The organism is Thermomonospora echinospora (genome assembly GCF_900108175.1).
Taxonomy (GTDB): Bacteria; Actinomycetota; Actinomycetes; order Streptosporangiales; family Streptosporangiaceae; genus Thermomonospora; species Thermomonospora echinospora.
The window spans coordinates 137,205-155,198 of record NZ_FNVO01000012.1; the positions used below are offsets into that span (position 1 = coordinate 137,205).

The 17,994-nt window shown below is 67.2% G+C and carries 17 protein-coding genes, 1 tRNA gene and 1 pseudogene; 8 read left to right on the forward strand and 11 right to left on the reverse strand.

Annotated features, from left to right (window positions below):
• Positions 1 to 87 precede the first annotated feature (87 nt).
• From C4U03_RS25085 to C4U03_RS25095, 3 genes are read left to right on the forward strand one after another with little or no spacing between them, the layout of a single operon-like run.
• A complete protein-coding gene (locus tag C4U03_RS25085; RefSeq protein WP_103940693.1) occupies positions 88 to 1,254 on the forward strand; it encodes a sensor histidine kinase in 1,167 nt (388 codons plus the stop codon).
• Positions 1,247 to 2,356 (forward strand): hypothetical protein, encoded by a 1,110-nt coding sequence (locus C4U03_RS25090; RefSeq protein WP_103940695.1) that lies wholly within the window; start codon positions 1,247 to 1,249, stop codon positions 2,354 to 2,356. The genes C4U03_RS25085 and C4U03_RS25090 overlap by 8 nt, the downstream gene beginning before the upstream one ends.
• Complete coding sequence (locus C4U03_RS25095; protein ID WP_103940697.1) at positions 2,341 to 2,988, forward strand: response regulator transcription factor; 648 nt, start codon at positions 2,341 to 2,343, stop codon at positions 2,986 to 2,988. Before C4U03_RS25090 ends, C4U03_RS25095 begins: the two co-directional genes overlap by 16 nt.
• 173 nt (positions 2,989 to 3,161) lie before the next feature.
• Here C4U03_RS25095 and C4U03_RS43025 read toward each other — a convergent pair whose 3' ends face one another.
• Complete coding sequence (locus tag C4U03_RS43025) at positions 3,162 to 3,719, reverse strand: aldehyde dehydrogenase family protein (protein WP_146087513.1); 558 nt, start codon at positions 3,717 to 3,719, stop codon at positions 3,162 to 3,164.
• 381 nt (positions 3,720 to 4,100) lie between these two features.
• Between C4U03_RS43025 and C4U03_RS25105 the strand changes: the two genes are divergently transcribed.
• Positions 4,101 to 4,286 carry a hypothetical protein gene (locus tag C4U03_RS25105; RefSeq protein ID WP_200827454.1) on the forward strand — a complete coding sequence of 62 codons (186 nt, stop codon included), beginning with the start codon at positions 4,101 to 4,103 and terminating at the stop codon, positions 4,284 to 4,286.
• 398 nt (positions 4,287 to 4,684) lie between these two features.
• On the opposite strand, the gene C4U03_RS40600 is transcribed toward C4U03_RS25105, so the two are convergent.
• A complete protein-coding gene (locus tag C4U03_RS40600) occupies positions 4,685 to 5,119 on the reverse strand; it encodes a hypothetical protein (RefSeq protein WP_160147093.1) in 435 nt (144 codons plus the stop codon).
• A gap of 198 nt (positions 5,120 to 5,317) precedes the next feature.
• Complete coding sequence (locus tag C4U03_RS25115) at positions 5,318 to 6,331, reverse strand: helix-turn-helix domain-containing protein (protein ID WP_103940701.1); 1,014 nt, start codon at positions 6,329 to 6,331, stop codon at positions 5,318 to 5,320.
• 297 nt (positions 6,332 to 6,628) lie between these two features.
• Here C4U03_RS25115 and C4U03_RS41250 point away from each other — a divergent pair, with 297 nt between their 5' ends.
• The gene (locus tag C4U03_RS41250; protein WP_200827455.1) at positions 6,629 to 6,910 is read left to right on the forward strand and encodes a hypothetical protein; all 282 of its coding nucleotides are present in this window, start codon (positions 6,629 to 6,631) and stop codon (positions 6,908 to 6,910) included.
• Between the two features lie 39 nt (positions 6,911 to 6,949).
• Here C4U03_RS41250 and C4U03_RS25125 read toward each other — a convergent pair whose 3' ends face one another.
• Entirely contained in the window at positions 6,950 to 8,047 is a 1,098-nt protein-coding gene (locus tag C4U03_RS25125; RefSeq protein WP_103940703.1) for a Clp protease N-terminal domain-containing protein, read from the reverse strand.
• A 181-nt stretch (positions 8,048 to 8,228) separates the two neighbouring features.
• On the opposite strand from C4U03_RS25125, the gene C4U03_RS25130 reads away from it, so the two are divergent.
• Both C4U03_RS25130 and C4U03_RS25135 read left to right on the forward strand, forming a co-directional pair.
• Positions 8,229 to 9,626, forward strand: coding sequence for a sensor histidine kinase (locus C4U03_RS25130; RefSeq protein WP_146087514.1), 1,398 nt, complete (start codon positions 8,229 to 8,231; stop codon positions 9,624 to 9,626).
• Between the two features lie 4 nt (positions 9,627 to 9,630).
• The gene (locus C4U03_RS25135; protein WP_103940707.1) at positions 9,631 to 10,290 is read left to right on the forward strand and encodes a response regulator; all 660 of its coding nucleotides are present in this window, start codon (positions 9,631 to 9,633) and stop codon (positions 10,288 to 10,290) included.
• Positions 10,291 to 10,440: 150 nt separating this feature from the next.
• On the opposite strand, the pseudogene C4U03_RS25140 reads toward C4U03_RS25135, so the two are convergent.
• The 4 genes and pseudogenes from C4U03_RS25140 to C4U03_RS25155 form a co-directional block, all read right to left on the reverse strand.
• Positions 10,441 to 10,953 (reverse strand): annotated as a pseudogene (locus C4U03_RS25140) (transposase); the annotation flags it as partial.
• A gap of 204 nt (positions 10,954 to 11,157) precedes the next feature.
• Positions 11,158 to 11,226: transfer RNA gene (locus C4U03_RS40605), tRNA-OTHER, on the reverse strand.
• Between the two features lie 960 nt (positions 11,227 to 12,186).
• Positions 12,187 to 14,046: a DUF262 domain-containing protein gene (locus C4U03_RS25150; protein ID WP_103940713.1), complete on the reverse strand. Its 1,860-nt coding sequence runs from the start codon at positions 14,044 to 14,046 to the stop codon at positions 12,187 to 12,189.
• Between the two features lie 172 nt (positions 14,047 to 14,218).
• Entirely contained in the window at positions 14,219 to 14,830 is a 612-nt protein-coding gene (locus C4U03_RS25155; protein WP_146087515.1) for a restriction endonuclease, read from the reverse strand.
• 177 nt (positions 14,831 to 15,007) lie between these two features.
• On the opposite strand from C4U03_RS25155, the gene C4U03_RS25160 reads away from it, so the two are divergent.
• Entirely contained in the window at positions 15,008 to 15,268 is a 261-nt protein-coding gene (locus tag C4U03_RS25160; RefSeq protein WP_160147094.1) for a helix-turn-helix domain-containing protein, read from the forward strand.
• Between the two features lie 240 nt (positions 15,269 to 15,508).
• Here the strand turns inward: C4U03_RS25160 and C4U03_RS25165 are convergent, their stop codons facing one another.
• Genes C4U03_RS25165 through C4U03_RS25175 form a run of 3 tightly spaced genes read right to left on the reverse strand, consistent with a single transcriptional unit; the run spans position 15,509 to position 17,837 of the window.
• Positions 15,509 to 15,961 (reverse strand): NUDIX domain-containing protein, encoded by a 453-nt coding sequence (locus C4U03_RS25165; protein WP_160147095.1) that lies wholly within the window; start codon positions 15,959 to 15,961, stop codon positions 15,509 to 15,511.
• Positions 15,958 to 16,980: a hydroxymethylbilane synthase gene (gene hemC, locus C4U03_RS25170; RefSeq protein WP_103940718.1), complete on the reverse strand. Its 1,023-nt coding sequence runs from the start codon at positions 16,978 to 16,980 to the stop codon at positions 15,958 to 15,960. The genes C4U03_RS25165 and hemC overlap by 4 nt, the downstream gene beginning before the upstream one ends.
• Positions 16,977 to 17,837 (reverse strand): hypothetical protein, encoded by an 861-nt coding sequence (locus C4U03_RS25175; RefSeq protein ID WP_146087516.1) that lies wholly within the window; start codon positions 17,835 to 17,837, stop codon positions 16,977 to 16,979. The genes hemC and C4U03_RS25175 overlap by 4 nt, the downstream gene beginning before the upstream one ends.
• Positions 17,838 to 17,994: the final 157 nt, after the last annotated feature.

Here is a 17,994-nt window from a genome sequence, read left to right on the forward strand (position 1 = left end):
TGGTCGAGGACGAAGTGGGCCGCCTGCCGGGCGAGGTGCCGGTCCTGCATGTTGTGCCAGCAAGATGAACTCTTCGTGAAGTAATCGATGGCTGTACCCGGTATTCGGGAGGGCGTCGTCCGGGAGTCGGGGCCCTCGGACCACGCTCTGGCTCGCACGGTGCTCCGTTTCGCCATCGCGCTGCGCTGCGGGGGCGTGACGGCGGCGATCATCGCCGCGAGTGTCAGCGACGGTACGGGCATATCCCGTGTCTGGCAGGTGTTGGTGCTCGGCGGGTTGGCCCTGTGGGCGGTGTTCTTCACCGTGGTGGCCGTACGGCACGGGTTGAGGTTCCCGTTGGTGGCCGGCGATACCGCCGTAGTAGCGCTGGCGCTCCTCGCACAGCCGCGGTTCATCCCGGTCTCGGCCGTCGTCGACGAGAGCACCTGGGCCATCATGCTGGCCAGCACCGCCATCTACGTCGCGCAGCTCTCCCTGCGCCCGGCCGCTGGACTGCCGTTGGCGCTCACGGTGATCGTCGCGTACATGGTCGGTGTCCCAGTGTCGACCAGCCAGGTCCGGGTGTTGTTCGTGCAGGCCGGGGTGGTCAGCGCCATGATGGAGCTGTTGCGCCGCGGGGGCCGCAGGGCGGACGCCATCGTCGCGGACCGGGACCGCGAACGACAGCGGGTCATGGTCGAGGCGGCCAGGAGGGCAGACGAACGCCACCAGCGGCTGCAAATGCACGATTCGGTGCTGGCTGTCCTCAGCATGGTCGCCTCGGGCGCCATGCAGGCCGACTCACCGGGCCTGCGCAGGGGCGCGCAGCAGGCCCTGGACGTCGTCGAGGAGTTCGCCGCGCCTCCGGCCTCCGACGGCGGCGTCCTTGTCGACCTGGTGGGAGGGCTCAGGAAGCTGGTCACCGAAATGTCCTCCCGTCTCGACATCGAGGTCGCACACCACGAGGCCGCGCGGATCTACGTACCGGAGTCGGTCGCCCTAGCGGTCATCGGCGCGGCAGGTGAGGCGCTTCGCAACATCGAGCGCCATGCCGGGGTGGCCCGGGCGGTCGTTCGTGCGGAACGGCAGGGCGACCTGGTGACCGTGGAGATCACCGATCGGGGTCTGGGCTTTGATCCAGACCGCCTCCCCGATGACAGACATGGGATCAAGAGGTCGATCGTGGAACGTATGAAGGTGGTCGGCGGATCCGCCGCGGTGTGGTCTCGGTCAGGAGAGGGAACCCGGGTTACATTGCGGTGGCCCGGTGACTGAGACATCGGCGGCATCCCTCTTCGCCGTCCGTTTCAATCGCGCATTCGATGTTGCCACGGTCATCGCGGTCGCGGTGTGGCAGACCACCGCCGCGTTCGCAGCACTGCTCGTCTACCTCGGCCAGTACCGCTCTCCCGAGGCGGCCGTGGCCCTGTGGGCCCTGCAGCTCCTGATCATCGCCGTCGGGGCAGCGCTCTTGATCCGGGGAGTCCGGCGTACCTCGGCGACCTGGCTACTGATCATGATAGACCTGGCCATCGGTGCGGCCATGGCGGTCAACTGTCCCGGCGAACAGCTACTGAAGATCAACTGGGCGTGGGCCACGGTCGGGCTGATAGGAGTGCTTCTCCTGCTCCACCGGCCGATGCGCGAGTTGGTGTCGCTGCTGGCGGTCAATGCGGGCGTCATCTTCTTCGTCCTGCTGGCCGCAGGCAATGTCAACCGGCACACCATCGCGGGATTCGTGACCCTGCTATACGCCTCGGCCAGTATTCAGCTGGCCATGATGGCGGGGGCACGGGTGTTTCGATTCAGTGGTGGCATGGCGGCCGAGGCCGCGGCCGAACGCTGGGAGATCAAAACACGGGAAGGGGTCATCGCAGAGGTCGCTGCGGCACGGCAAGCTCGCTACCAGATGATCCGAGCGCTCATTGCGCCGATCTTGCGGGGGTTGTCCGACGGCACCGTCGATCCGGCGGATCCTGGCGTACAGCACCGATGCGCCACCGCCGAGGCCGTGCTCCGTCAACTGCTGGCCGAGCGTGAGGATGCCTCTCACCCACTGCTGCGGATCCTGCAGCCCGGCATCGACGCCGCGGTGCATCGCGGTGCCGTGGTTGACACGGCCCTGGTGGGAGAGCTGCCGCCGATGACCGAGCAGAGGGGGTACGCCCTCGCCGGCGTCCCGCTCGCCGTCCTGGCGACTGCGCGCAGGTATGTCCGCGTCACAGTGGTCTCCACCACGCCCGGCCACGTCAGCATCTCGGTGCTTACCGACGGCGACGTCGCCGTCCCCGGCGACGTCTCGGTGGACGGAGTCACCGTCACCACCGATCATGATGGTGACCTGCTCTGGCTGGAGGCACGATGGGAGAGGTCGTGAGCATCGCCGTCGTCGACGACCAGGACGTCGTACTGTCCGGGGTGCGAGCGTGGGTCACGGAGGACCTCGCGGGACGGGTCGAGATCGTGCACACCGCCACCGATCTCGGCGGTCTCGACAGCGGACCGGCGGCGACGGCCGACGTGCTGGTCATCGACCTGCGGATCGGCGGCGAACTGGTCTTCGACCAGATCGCTGAACTCGCCAAGGCGGGCCGCCGTATCGTGGTCTTCTCCCAACACGCCGAGGCCGAATGCGTACATCGCGCCGAAATGGCCGGCGCACATGCCTACATCACCAAGGAGTCCAACGAAGGCCAGCGGCATCTCATCGAGGCGATCCTGGCCGTGGCGGCCGGGGACACCTATACCACTCCGTCGCAGGCCGGCGCCATGCTCGCCGATACCCGCCGCGATCGGCCCAGGTTCTCCGAACAGGAACTGCGCACCATGCGTCTGTGGCTCGGTGGCCTGACCCGGGCGGCAGTCGCCCGGCAGATGGGGATCAGCGAGCATACCGTCAAGCAGTACCTCGCTCGGGCCCGAGAAAAGTACGCCAAGGCCGGCCGCGAGGTCCCGACCAGGATCGACCTGTACCGCGAGGCCCAGCGAGACGGGATCGTGGATGCTTGACCCCGCCTTGTCCTTCCGGCGGTTGCGGAAGCCGGGTGCGGGTGGAGGCATCGGCCAGGTTCACCGGCCGGCCGCCTGCCCTGCCGGGACTGTGAGCGGTCAGCGAGCGAATACGGCCACCCTGCGGGGCCCGGAACGGTAGGCGATTCCACCGTCCCGAACCATCCGTGTCATCACTGAGATGGTGTTTGAGGGATGATCAGCCGCTCCTCGAGCATCTCGCGGACGGACCACGCCGACTCCTCACCGGTGTCCCCTGAGGCTCGGAGACCGCCGTACGGTTGCTGGTCCGTACGCCGGCTCGGAGCCTCGTTGATCAGGACCCGCCGAAGTCCAGCGCTCGGCCGCCGTTGGCGCCTTCGGGACATCGCAATGAACAGGCTGGCCCGAAGACCCCACCAGGTGTCGTTCGCCCAACACAACGCCTCGTCGAGGTCGTCGAATAAGTCGGCCGAGGGTGCCGTCGCCGTGATCTCAACGCCGGGCATGACGAGCCGACCGTAGGGCGGGACCGCCATGCTGGCATGACTGTGGCCATGCCGACGGGCCGGACAGCACACTGTCCGGCCCGTCGGCAGTAGGGGTGTGGGACGGGATGTCGGCCCGCCTACGGCGCTGTGACACGGCTGTCCCGGGAACGGCGGGGATGCAGCCCGTTCGGGACATCCAGGGCCTGGTCCGAGCCGTTGAGGGAACATGGAACGAACTGGGGCCAATCGGGCGGCGGGCATACCGAACCAACCTGGGGGTTTGCCCAGGTCAGGCTGGGTGGGTTACGTGGGACTCGAATCCACAACCTACGGATTAAAACTGGTCCCCGTCCCTGCCGGCCCGTGCCACGCCGGCCCGGAAAATGCCACTCCGTTCACATCGGCGCTGTCCCCCATGCCGCCCGATGCCGTCCCGTGCCGATCGCTACCGGGATCGCCGAGCGAACAACGAGCGAACACGGCTATCAGACCGTGATCTGCGCGTACGCGGTCAGAAGTCGGCATTCCTGAGCCCGGTACCCGCGAGGTCAGGAGTGTGGACCCGGCCAGGGCCCGGCCCTGACCTCGCGGAGGAACGGGTCCTCGTCGCCGGTAGGTGCCGGATTCGCCGCGTGGACGGCCGTGAACCGCCTGATCGACCCCCGGGGCATGGACCGCGCCGGCGTTGTGGCCGCGGCCGCCGTCGTCGGGTTCTTCGGCAACGAGTGGGTGGCCCGGCATCGAATCCGCAGCGGCCGCCGGATCGGATCGGCCCGCCGCCGGCGGGCCGACTCGCCCCGCGTTCTGGCGCACCATCTGACGGCGTGATCCGCCTGGGGACGGTCATCGGCGCCGAGCTTGGCGTGCGTGGAACGCGGCGGCCTTGACGCGGCTCTGGCAGGAGGTGGAGGGATCTTCTCATCCGACGGTCGCGGGTTCGAATACTGCCGGGTGCGCCCCTCCCAGCAGCCGATCAAGGTCCTGACCCGGACGAACGTCCTTCGCTCCCGGTCCTGGAAGACTCTGCCTACGTTTGCCCAGGCCAGCACACAGGTCAGAGAGGCCCCGGAACACCCCGGAGCCTCTCCACCGCAGTCGCCGATCATGCCGTCAATGCGTCCTCGATGCGTTGGTCGGCGACGTCTCGTTGTCCATCTCCGCACTTCGCGTAAACGCGCGACATCACGTTCGCCCCGTGCCCAGCACGGCCGGCCGAATGTCCCGCCTCAGCAGCGGAATTGGTTGACCTCCCATCTCTCGAAGGACCGGCCGAGGTCGGGGCGCCACGACTGCCCGGCCAGAACGGTGCTGTAGTACTTCCATCTGCCGCTGGAGTCGGTGGTCCTGATTTCGGCGCAGTACCCGGAGGCGACGTAGTAGCCGTCGGCATAGGGCCAGCCGAAGCCGCTGGCGCAGTCCGTGCGCTGGCCGACCGGCAGGACCTTGTCGTAGTAGCCTTCGGCGTAGATCTTTCCGTAGCCCCGCCAGTCGAACATCACTCCGAGGCCGATGTCGCCCTGGTTGCTGATGTAGCTGGTTCCAGGCGAGCACGCTCTGGCGCTTGAGGGGGATCCGGCGGGTGCGGCGTTCGCGGTAACGCTCAGCGGGAGCGTGGCGGCCACACCCAGGACCAGCACCGTCGATCTTTTCCCGTACTTCATCGTCCTCCTGCCTTCTGGAACGTGTCGGGTTCTCTCTGATCGAGGGTGCGGGACGAAGAGGATCATGTCGTTATGGCGAAGTGCACACTTCTTTAGTGAGCGCACACTGCCGAAGGAACCGGCGCGAAGAGGGACACCGTCGGCAGGGAGACCGCCACGTGGCCGTGGAGGCTTGAGCCCGGAAGGCAGAAGTCCGCCTCACCGGAGCCCAGCGGCTCCGCTGTCCTGGGCCTTGCGGGAACTGGTCGCCGCTGTTCGGCGGAACTCGCGGGGTGACAGGCCATAGGCGGCGCGGAAAGCCTGGCTGAAGTGGGCCGGGCTGGTAAAACCCCAGCGGGCCGCGATGGCACCGATCGGGGTGGCGGTGAGGAGCGGGTCGCTCAGGTCGCGTCGGCACTGTTCCAACCGGCGTTCGCGGATCCAGCCGGCGAGGGTGTGCTCTTCGGCCCGGAACAACTGGTGCAGGTAGCTCAACGAGATGTGGTGGGCGGCGGCGATCGCACTCGGGGTCAGGTGCGCATCGCCCAGATTTGCTCGGATGAAAGCGTGGATCTGGGCGAGCAACGCGCGCCGCCGGCTGCCCGGCGGTACCGCGCTGCTGGCGTCCAGTGCGCTGGCCAGCGCGGCGGTCAGGACGTCCAGAGTCAGGGTGGAAACTCGCCAGGCCTCGGCCGCGCTGAACTGCTCGAGGCGCCGGGCCAACTCCAGCAGGTACTGCGAGGCCAGCGCACCGATACCCTGATCGCCCCGGATGCGGACCGCGCTGAGCTCCCGCAGGCCCCGCTCGGGTAGGGGCAGCACCGAACGCGGGAACTGCAACGAGAGCAGTTGGCCGCCCGCAGGGTCCGTCGATCCGAATCTGGTCAGGTAGGGACGCGAGCTGTCACGGAGCATCAGATCCCCGGCACGCAATTCTGCATCCCGGTCAGCTTGTTCTCCTATGGCGTGACCACGCACGGCGAAGGTCACGAAAAAGGTCTCCGGGTCGGACTTGCGGATGAGCCTGGGCGTGCGCTGGATCGTCAGCGACCTCGCAGTTAACAAGGTTGCCTGAACGGAGCCGAGCCCGCCGAGAGCGACATGGGCTTGGAACGTGCTTTCTAGATTCGACTCGCTGTGCGCATCAAGCGGCATCCACATTTTCGAGCTCATCTCGCGCCAGAAGGCGAACCGCTCTTCCGCCGGAATGGCGGCGAAACTGACCACGTCCATGACCCACCAAAGCCGTTGACGCTGCCGGGTTGGACCAGCAGCATCACCCGGACGACCTCACTGACGCAACCGCCGGCGCCGACCGGTGCGACGACGGCCAGGGCGGGCCCGCAGCGATGACATGCGTGAGCGGGCCCCGGACGTGCGACAACACCGCCCGGGGCCCTCATCCCGTCCATGCCTGCGCCGGTCCTCGATCACCATCGCCGCCGACATCTACGACCGCGTCGCGGCCGAGGAGATCTACGCGACGCTGCTTCCTCACCGCGAGCGCCGGCGGGTGCCACGAGCCTGTCGGTGGCGCTGCGCCCGGTCGCCCATACCCGCGGCGAGCTGGCGGCCTTCCTCGGCTGCGACCACGAGGCTGCCGCCCACTTCACCCGGGTCGCCACCATCGCCGACCGTGGGAACGCGCCCCGCTGGGCCGCCGAGGCCCGGTCGCGAACGGCCGCTTGGCCTTCCGTCTCGTCCGTCCAGCAGACCGTCGAGCGAGCCGCCGCCTCCGCGATGGCCGTGCCGCCCGGCTCCGCGGATACCGTGCCGCCCGGCTCTGCGGATCCCGGCGAGCGGCGGCGGTGAGGTCGTGGAACGCGCCGTCCTGGATCGGCGATCACGACCTCAGCGGTCGAGAGCCTGGCGGAGCTCCGCGGTGTCCACGCCGAGCGAAGCCAGCAGCGGGCCGCATGGCTCTGCGGGCTCGGCGACCAGTACGGCCAGCAGGTGGGTGGTCCCGGTGGACGGATCCCCGCGCTCGTGGCAGCGCAGGCGTGCGCGGGTCAGGAGCCGTCCGATCTCCTCGTGCATCGTCGGGCGGAACGGATCCGCCGTGGACGGTTCCGCAAGCGCGTCCACCATGGCGGCGAGCGTGATCCCTCGCTCCCGCAGCAGCTCGGCGCCCTTGTTGGTGCGCGCCCACTCGGCGCGGAGCCTCAGTCCGGCCTCGGCGAGCTGGTCGTCCAGGGCGAGCATGCCGAGCAGCAGATGAACGGGGGTCACCTCGGAGTGTCCCAACCGTACGGCCTGGCGCTCGGCCTCCAGACGCACCGTGGGAATGACCGGCGATCCGAAGCCGCCGCTGGACAGGACTCTGGCCAGGCGGCCCCAGTACATGCCCCGCTCGTTGAGCATGCCCATGTTGCGCAACCCGGCGACGCCGTCGGGGTTCCGCATACCGTCCTGGCGCGCGCTCGGATGCACCGCGAGCCTGGCGATGAGATCGTCCCGGTTCACTCGCCGTTCGAGCAGCGCCTCGCACGCCCGGTTGCCGCGATCGTGCAGCAGACCCATGAGGAGGTGGGACGCGTTCGCCCGCGACACACCCAGCTCCCCGGCCCGCATGAGCGCTTGGGCGAGCGCGGCCGTGAGCGCTCCGGTCGGCCGTGGCGGCACCTCGTCCTCGCTCGCCGCCCATGCCGCCTCGCGCAGCAGGGCCGCGACGGCGTGGCCGCCGAGGGGCTCGCCGTCGCCGGCACGGTCCTCGCCGACCCAGTGCTCGGCGCCCTTCGCCGTGATGACTCCCATCAGCGATCCGCTGTCGCGGACCCGGGGAGCCAGCAGGTCCTTGGCCGCGGACTCGCCGTCGAGCAGCGCGAAGAGCACGTGCTCGGTCCCCACGTCCGGCCGCCCGTCCCGGATAGCCCGGCGGAACGCCTCGACCAGAGTCTCCCTCAACTCGCGAGAGGCGTCGGTGGTGGCGGTGTGCGGTTCGGGCCGCATGTCGATCCTTTCGGTCGCGGGCTCGGTGAACGGCGGTTTCGATCACCGTTCGGCAGCCTACGAACGCGCATCGAACCGGGGCATGTGCCGATCGGCCCGACCTCATGGCCGATCGGCCATCATGTCGGAGTAGATCGTCCAGACCCGGCATACCGACTGACCGAAGGTGAGGTGCCCGCAGTTGCCTGCGCCGTCCGGATGGGCTCGTACTCGCGCGGCGGCCGCCGTCCGCGAGGCGCGGACGGCCGTACGTTCGGCGGCGCGGCATGTGGTGGCCGCCGAACTGGCGCTCTTCCTCGTCGCGCTCGCCGCCGGATTTCTGCAACTGCTGTGGTCGCCGCCGGCGCCGGCTCGGGTGGCGGCCGTCGCCGCGAGCGCGTGCTGGGCCGCACTGCTGCTCCCCGCCCGCAGACGCTGGCCGGTCGCGGCCCTCGCGGCCACGGCGCCGGTGCTCGCCGGCGGGAACGTTGGGGCCATGGCGGTCCTGCCGATCGTCTCGTACGCGACGGCACGGCGCGTCCATCCTGCCCGGCGTCTGTGGGCGGTCGTACCGGCGACCGCGGCGGCCGGGCTGCTCCTTGCCCTCGCCGTCGAACGGAACGCGCCGTACGGACTGGAAGCGGCCCTCGCCGGAAACGCGATCAGCGTCGCCGTTCTCCTCGTGTTCCCGGCACTCGCCGGTGCCCTGCGGGGTCAGCGCAGGCCGCGCGTCCGCCTGCTACGTGAACGCAACGCCTACCTGGAACGGGCACAGGGGCTGGCCGCTGACAAGGCGCGTATGAAGGAACGCGCGCGCATCGCCGCCGAAATGCACGACATGCTCGGCCACCGGCTCAGCCTGATCTCGATGCACGCAGGCGCCCTCGAACTCACCGCGGCCCGTACCGCGCCCGAGCTCAGCGGCCAGGCCGAGCTGCTGCGCACTTCCGCGTCCACCGCGATGAGCGAGCTGCGCGGCATCCTGGGAGTCCTCCGCGACGCCACGGACGAAGCCCCCGAAGCCGAACGCAGCGGGACCCGAGCCGACATCGCCGACCTCGTCGCCGAGTCCCGGAAGGCGGGCGTCGACGTGGAGCTGGTGTGGCCCGGCCCCGACCTAGCCGGTGCCGATCCGCGGACCCGGCACGCCGTGCACCGCGTCGTACGCGAAGGGCTGACCAACGTCCACAAGCACGCCCCGGCCGCGCGTACCAGGGTCGAGGTGACCGTGGAACGCGACCGGGTACGCGTCCGCGTGACCAACGGCCCCGTACCGGGCACGCGCCCGCGCTCGCCCGGCACCCGGCAGGGACTCGTCGGCCTCGAGGAACGGGTCGCCCTGCTCCAGGGCGCGCTGACCGCAGGCCCCACCCCCGAGGGCGGCTTCCAGATCGCAGCCGACCTCCCCGCCCACCCGTCCGTGCCCGCCGACCCCCCGGTGCCCAGGGAGGAACCCGAGCCGCGCGAGGTGCCGCCCCCGCTCGACGCCGAGGTGCTGACGCTGCCCCGCGTACTGGGCGCGGGATGCCTGGGCGCCCTGGCGGCCGTCCCGGTCGTCACCGGCCTGGCCGTGCTGATCGTCCTCAGCCTCCTAGAATGACCCGGTGATCCGGACCCTCATCGCCGACGACGCGACGCTCATGCGTGCCGGAATCCGCCTCATCCTGGAGCACGCAGACGACATCGAGGTCGTCGCCGAAGCCGCGGACGGGCCCGCCGCCGTCCGCGCCTGCCGCGAGCAGGAGATCGACGTCGCCCTGCTGGACGTGCACATGCCCGGCGGCGACGGGCTCACCGCCATCGCCGGTATCGCCCGGGAGTCGCCGCGTACCAACATCGCCATGCTCACCGCCTACGACGACGACCGCAACGTCGCCGAGGCCCTGCGCGCCGGCGCCATCGGGTTCCTCCTCAAGGACACCGCGCCCACCGAGCTGATCCGCGCCGTACGCGTCGCCGCCACCGGCGAGTCGATCCTGGCGCCGCAGATCACCCGCCGGCTCATCGAACGCCACCTCATCTCCGGCTCCGGCGGCGCCGAGGCGGCGGCCAGGAGCCGGATCGAGCGGCTCACCGACACCGAACGCGACGTGCTCCGCCTGGTCTCGGCCGGGCTCTCGAACGCGGAGATCGCCGAACGGCTCTACATGGCCGCCGGCACCGTCAAGGCGCACATCAGCCGCATCCTCACCAAGCTCGACTGCGCCAACCGCGTTCAGGCCGCCATCCTGGCCCACGACGCCGGTCTCCCCACAAGCGGCTGACCTCGTCCCCGCCCCTGACCGGAGCCCACCGAGTCCGGGTCGCTTCTGCGGTTTGCGCAACCGCAGTTCGAGTTCGAGCGGGAAGCGCTGGTCCGGGGAGCCGGTAACTCGAGGTGTGTAAAGGTGATCTTGTAGCGGGTCTGGTTGTCTTTACCGGATGCGGCCTGGATAGGCGGCGGCGAGTTCGTTGAGGGCGTCGGTCCAGCCGTAGGTTTTGGTGCCCTCGATGAGCCGGCCGGGATAGCCGGCGCGGATGCCGTCCTGGCGAGCGCGGGCGGCGCGTTGGCGGGCGCGTTTGTCCTCGATGTTGACGATGGCCGGCCACAGCAGCTTGACCACCGCGTCGTCGGTGGGGAAGTGCCCGCGGGCCTTGGTCACTTTCCGGAGCTGGTAGCTGAGGGATTCGATGCTGTTGGTGGTGTAGAGCAGCTTGCGGACGGCCGGGGTGAAGGCCAGGAACGGGACGAACCGTTCCCAGGCCGTCTCCCAGATTCTGGCCGCTTGGGGATACCGCCTGCCGAGGTCGGTGCCGGCGAAGGCGGCCAGTGCGTCCAGGGCGGCGTCGGGCGCGGTGTAGACCTTGCGCAGCTCTGCGGCCACGGCGGCGCGGTGCTTGCGTGGGACCGGCCGGAGGCTGTTGCGGATCAGGTGGACCACACACGAACTTGCGTACGGATGCCAGGCGGGGCATCAGTCCGTTCCACGGGCGGCGGTCACACAGTCCGGCCAGGGGCGCGGCCGGACCGTCCGGGGCGGTTCGGGTCCCGGGCCGGGCCGCCGAGCGAACATGGAGCGAACACGGGGACGAACCAGGGTGAAGCGGATGCCAGGCATACCGGGCATCCTGAGCGTTCGCCCAGGTCAGGCTGGGTGGGTCGCGTGGGACTCGAACCCACAACCTACGGATTAAAAGTGGTCTGCCCCCATGCCGACCCGTGCCATCCCAGGTCGGTGAGTGCCGTTCTGTCTCATCAGCGGCGTTTTTCGCGCTGACCGGTACCACCCTGTGTCAGTCCGTGCCGGAACCACCGAGCGAACAACGAGCGAACACGGCCGCCACACCGTACATAGGGTTAGCGTTGGTGACGCGTCATGTCTGGGGGATTTGCAGATGGGCTTTCGCTGAGCAAAAGTGCTCCGACTGGGACGTCCAGAACGTGGTCGACGAGACGCGGCCTATGGGAGACGTCATACGGATCTTCGGGATCTGTTGCCCGCGGCAGCAGGCTGACCTGCTCAAGGAGTCCGGTCTGCTTGAGGGGCGGGAACTTCAGGGGCCGATGCGGCCCTCCGCCAACCGCGCCGGATGCTCCGCGTGCCCAGCGGTATGCCCCAGACCCACGGCCACCAGGCCTTTCCCGCATGTGGGGAGCAGCGCTATGGTGCGGCTGGGTGACCATGATGTGCCCCGGCTTTGTGGGCGCGTTCTGGGGTCCTCATTCTTCGATCACGAGGAGCGCCCTAGGTGCCTAGAAGTTATCCTCCTGAGTTCCGGCGCAAGGTGCTGGAGCTGGGCAAGGCCGACCATCCTCCGTGGCAGGGCTTCCGCGGACCTGCAGATGCCCAGTCAGACCGTCTACGTCTGGCTGCGCCAAGACCGCATCGACGCCGGGCTGGAGGCGGGATGACTTCCGCCGATCAAGCCTAACTGGTCGCTATCCGACGTCGGATGGCCCAACTGGGGATTGAACTGCTGTCACCCGACGAGCGGTGGAGCATACGAGGCCACTAGCGCGGACGGGGTTGTGAAAGAGCAATCATCCTACCAGGGTCCTCCTGACCCAGGAGCACCACGCCGCGACTGATCATACCTCGATCAGAGCGGCCAAAAATGCTGCTGCGAAAGGATTATTTAAGGAATGAAGTAATAACCAGGGAAGGTTGGATGGGGCTGAATCAGTCGTTTCCCTTCGCAACGGCGAGGAGGTCGTCGGGGTTCCAGACCTTCTTAGCGATCTCGCGGTAGAGGTTGCCTCGCTCGATGACGTTGGCGGCTTTGAACTCCTCGTATGGTCTGAACGGTAGTCCACTGGACTTGATGAAAGAGGCGAAGCCGGGGTTCTTTTGGTAGCTCAAAGCATTGAGGCTGGCTGCGAGGATGTTCTGCCCGTAGTAGTGGGGCAGCTTCTGCTCATAAGGGTCGTCATGGTAGCTCGCATTAAACTGCTTGGGGAGCAACAGCAGGTTTCCGATCCGATTTCGGTGGCGAGCAAAGTCGGCCTCGTGGCTGAACTCATTGGTATGGCGCTCGTAGCGGTCGGCCCAGATATGTTCGACCTCGTGCTTCACCTTCGTGCCGTTGGTCAGTTCGATGTATAGGGACGCCTGGCCAGAATTGACGGTGATGTAGTCGGTGATTCGGGCGAGAATCTTGTGGAGCTGACCGCGATTTTGCTGGTGAACATATAGGTCGTCGTTACTGTCGAAAGTCTCGTCGATCTTATGCAGGTAGTCGCGGAGCGCCTTCGCCAACTCGTCGATGCCCAAGCTTCGGATGTCGCGCATGACATTAAACATGGCGTACTGCATCGTCGAGTAGGCGGTGGCGCGAAAGTTCCAGATGCGCCAGGCGAGTAGAATGTCGGTAAACCTGCCGACGATCTCCAGCTTCTGTTCGATGGTCTGCTGGCTGTCTTCGACTCGCAAGGGCGCAAGCAGCAGTTGGTCCTGCAGCGTGAATCCCAGGTCAGCGTTGTAGCGGATGTACCGTAGTGGGCTGTCGGGGGGAAAGGTGCCTGACGACGCTTCAAGAATCCGCTCATACTGGTGGCTGTAAAAGTCGAAGTCCCGGGTAACGAACTGGTAGAAGTCTGTGCGGGAATTCAAACCGATTCTCTCGTGAGCGCCGCGCAGCCAACGATGGAACTCGGTGCCGATGCGATCCCAATCCTCCGGACGAGCGCCCTTCCTGCGCTCACGGATCTTGGTGGAGTACTGACTGCGCAGCCACGTCTTGAGGAAATCCGAGCCAGCGTCGTCGGCACGCTCATTCAGGGCCCGGAGCCGCTTGCGCCAAAGGTCGTTGGCCTTGGTGCGCGGCTCACCGTCCTCCATGTTGGCCAGCAGATAGCCTTTGAGCATGTCGGACGGGGTCAGCTTGAGGCCACGGTCGTTCATCGTTTCGAAGATCGCGTAGGCGTCGTCATCGGTGTAGGCAGTGATCTGAACGAGTTGGACCCGATCCTTGAGCCAGTCGATGAAGAACGGCAGCGCGCGGCTTTTGAGCTCTTCGGGAAAGAGCCCGTCCAACTCGGTGTACCGTCCTACCAAAGTGTGGACCGACTCCGGCGCGTCGAGCGGAGGTTCGTGCTCGCCGTGCTCGAAAAGCGACTCCATGCAGTCCTTGCGGTCAGGGACGTCGAGGTTGAAGGATTTCTCGCCGAACTTCTCAGAGAAGATCAACTGGTCGATGTCAACCATGTCCTCACGGTTTTGCTGCAGCCGCCGCAGATAAGTGAGAAGGAGTGTCAAGCTGGTCAGGCGCTGTTGGCCATCGACGATGAAAGGCTGGCTGCCCTTTTGGGAGACGATGATCGATCCAAGGTAGTAGCCGCGGTACTTTGCGACGTCCCTACGTGCATGGTCAGGCTCGTAGAGTTCGAGGAACTTCGTGGTGAGATCGGCCACGAGCTCGGCCATCTGCTTGGACTCCCACTTGTACTCCCGCTGGTAGTAATCGATGGAGTACTTCTTCTTCTCCAGTACCTCGGCAATCGTCTTGGCGACGCCGTCGATGCTGCGGTCGATGTCACTCACTCGATTCCTCTAGCGATCTCAGCCTATGAGGTAGACGATTTGGTCTTCCAACTCAGCACCTGACCAGGTGCACCGGCATCGAATGCAGTCTTGCTTATCGAACTGATAAGGTTCCAAATGCTTTGGTCGCCTAGGTGCTGCATGTGTGCCGGAATGTCGCCTCGCAGCCCATCTAATAGGCGTAGCGAACTAGGGATACATCTTCGTTCTCCATAAACTCCCTGTAATCCTCTGTCGCTCGGCGTCGACGTTGGCTGGGGTGCTCGTATGGAGATTCTCTCATTGCGTCATACGTTGCATCCTCTCGTGCGTAGACCGCACTTGAGGGCACAAATTCGTCAATCTTCTTCTCTGGCTCACCGAGAATTACCAGCCCAACTTTTGGGTGACTTGCAGCGTCTGCTCGAGCAATTGCAGGTTCGGTAAACCCGGTGAAGGAAAATAGGATCCCCTGATCTGCTCTGACGTCCAAGAGTTTTCCTATGAATTCGTCTATAACTCCGATTCCAACCGGGGCTTTTCGTCGCTTGCATTCGACAATGATGAGTATCTCGCTGCCCGCTAGCTTGCCTGTTGCGCGAACATCAATCTGGCGCATCTTGCCACTCAACTGGCCATGGACCCGCTGATTGTGTTCCACCTTGGCCGCAGGATCGCCATCTTTGACTAGCTGGTAGACCTCCTTCTCATAACGGAGCCATCGAGGATCTGGCGACTTCTTTGAGGTGGGCTTGGCGGGGTTGCTTGTGGCACTCGGCTTCCGAAGCACTTCATAGGACGTCACCCGACCATCTAACCAGCATGTGGTGTGTGATGAAGCGCTGTAGGAAGGAGTGAGCTGTTTCCATCCTGATCGTGCTGGTCACGGGGTGGTTGCAGAGCAGGCGACCCGAGCACGAAGCAGTGAAGCTCCTGGTAGATGCGGAGTCGACCAAAACGACCGCCCTGCCAGGAGCTTCTGGTGCTGTTCTACCGCGCCGCCCTCGATCTGTCGCCCCGGACCCGCACCTTCGTGGCCGATCTCATCCGCGGCCACCGCCGCCGGATCGGGTCGCGCTGGCGGGTGCTGCCGCCCGGCCGCCAGGCGCTGCTAGTGCATCTGCGGCGTAACGAGACTTTCTCCGCCCTGGCCGCCGCGTTCGGCGTCGGGCTGGCCACCGCCCACCGCTACGTCACCGAGGTCATCGGCCTGCTGGCCGAACTGGCGCCCGACCTGCGGTAAGTGCTGAGGCATGGGGACATCCTTCCTGATGATCACAGGTGACCTCAGGTCAGCAGTCCGTGCTACAGGGGGAAGCTCAGCTGGGCCCGGATGCATCTGGTGCCCGGTGCGTTCCTTCGTCGTTTTTGCTCTGAGACCTGGAACGTTGCCCATGGCGGTTGGCGTGCCCTTGCGTTCCGGGCGCTGCTTCTTCGGCGAAGTGGTCCCTGGTCTGGTTCGGGTGGGAGGCATGTGTCTGCGTCATTGGCTGGGCCTGTGGGGTTCGAGAAAAAGTGTCTGTCCGCGTCGGGAGGCTTCCAAGGCGAGGCGGGCTCGGTCGGCGATGGCTGGATGAAGCCACTCGTCCAGGGCGGTTGGGGCGCACCATCGGAACCCGACGAGTTCATGTCCGTCGATCTGCATGCTGCGGGCTTGCTCGGTGTTGAGTTCGGCCGCGTAGTACAGCAGGAGCCGGTCTCCGCCATGCGGTGCCCATGCGATGACCGCCGGCGCCGGTGGAAGCGCAGGTGTGATGGCCAGCTCCTCGGTGATCTCCCGGGTGACTGCGGCCGAGGGCAGCTCGCCTGGGCGGAGGTAGCCGCCGGGTAGGTGCCATCTGTTCTTGTACGCCGGGTTCACCAGCAGGACCAGCCCCCGGTGGTCGGTCAGTACGGCATGGGCCGCTGTCTGCGGGGCTGCGATGCCGGTTGTCACGGTCTTTGGTGCAGGCGGGTGCCGGCGATGATGCTGCGGGCGTTCTTGCGGGTGAGGGTGGCGGCGACGTAGGCGCCGAGTTCGTGGGCGTGGTCGGGGGTGTCCCATTCGTGGGCGTAGGCGAAGGTGGCTCCGTCGCGGCTGAAGACCATGCCGATGAGGCTGAGCTGGCCGTCTTGGGTGGTGTGGCAGTGCCCGGCGATGGGGGAGTTGCAGTGGCCCTGGAGGGCGTGGAGCATGGTGCGCTCGGCCAGGATGTGGGTGCGGGTCTCGGCGTGGTCGATCATCTGCAGGAGTTCCACGATGCCTTCGTCGGCTTTGCGGCACTGGACTCCGACGACGCCGGCGCCGATAGCCGGGCACATCTTCTCCATGGCGACCACCTGGGAGATGCGGTGGTCCATACCGACCGCAGCTAGGCCGCCGCGGGCCAGGACCAGTGCGTCGACCTCGCGGTCTTCGTCCAGGCGGGTCAGGCGGGGGATGACGTTGCCGCGGAAGCGCTGCACGTTCAGGTCGGGCCGCCACCGCAACAGCTGGGCCTTGCGCCGCACCGCTGAGGTGCCGATCCGTGCCCCGGTGGGGAGTTCCTCGATGCTGCTGTACTTGGATCCTTCGGGGAACACGACGGCATCGTGGACGTCGTCGCGCTGCATGTAGGCGGCGAACACCAGCCCCTTGGGCAGGGGCACGTCGCCGGGGACGTCCTTCATGCAGTGCACGGCCGCGTCGATCTCGCCGACCATGAGGGCCTTGTCGATCTCCTTCATGAACAGGCCCTTGCCGCCCAGCTCCGACAGGTCGCCCTTGTACCGGTCGGCCGAGGTGGTGATGGGCACGTACTCGACCCGCAGCCCCGGGACGACAGACGTCAGCGTGTCGATGACCCGCCGCGCATACGCACGGGCGAGATGACTGGTACGCCCACCCAGCCGCAGCGGTCGCTTCGGCAGCGCGTCCCGGAAGTAGGCGGTGGCCGGTGTGAGCGCCTGCGGTGATCCGGAAGGAACGATGGTCATGGCGAGGGCTTCCCGGTCGTAGGGCGATGGGACGGCCGATCACTGAGGGTATCGGCGACGGTCAGGGCCGCATGGCTGGCCACGCGGGACGCGCCCGCGCGCAGGAGCATGGTGTACTCCTCCGCGAGGATCGCAGGTGGGAGAGCCGCGCACTCCCCGGAGACGGAGAATGCGACGAGCGGGGCGTCGGTCCTGGCGCGTAGGCCGGCGAGGATGTCGGCGGAGAAGAGAGCCGGTTCGATCAACAGGGCGTTCGCGCCTTCGGCCAGCATCAGCAGGCCCCGTTCCACGGCGGCGGCCGTGTGCCCGCCCACCGGAAGCTGGAACCGCCGGGACTCTGCCGGGGGCGTGATACCCATGGTGGCCCGGTATCCGCTGTAGAGGCCGGAGCACATGATGAGGTGGGGCATCACCCCGACGTGGCCGAGGCCCGCCGCGCACAGCGCCCGACGGCAGGCCTCGACCGAGCCCGGAACCATCGCCGCCGGGCCGACCACATCCGCTCCGGCGGCGGCCTGGGCGACGGCTTGGCGGGACAGGGCCGCGATGGTGCCCGCTTCGTCGGGCCGCCCGTCCTTGCTCAGATGGCACTCGCCGGAAGGCAGGTGGGAGCACAGGCACGTCTCCGTCCACACCTGCAGGCGTGGGCACGTCCGCTTGATGATGCGGATCGCTCGCGCCATCACCGAGCCGGGATCCTCACCGTGGATGCCGGACGATCCGGCCTGGTCGGCGGCGAACAGCTTGACCGCCTCGATGCCCGCCGCCTGGACGCGTTGGGCCACCCAGGGCAGCTCCTGCACGGTGTAGGCCCGAAGCGACCCCTCACTGCGATCTTGGCGAACCAGGATCACCATCGCCAGCAAGGCTGGGCGGAGCGTCCAAGCGGCGGATCCGAGCACAAGCCACCTTCCTTTGAACAGGGCGCAGGGGGTCTGGGCGGGGGCGGCGTCCCAGGGATGGGGGGTTCCACTGGGCTCGCCGCCCCCGGCTTGCGGAGGGTGAGGGCCGAGG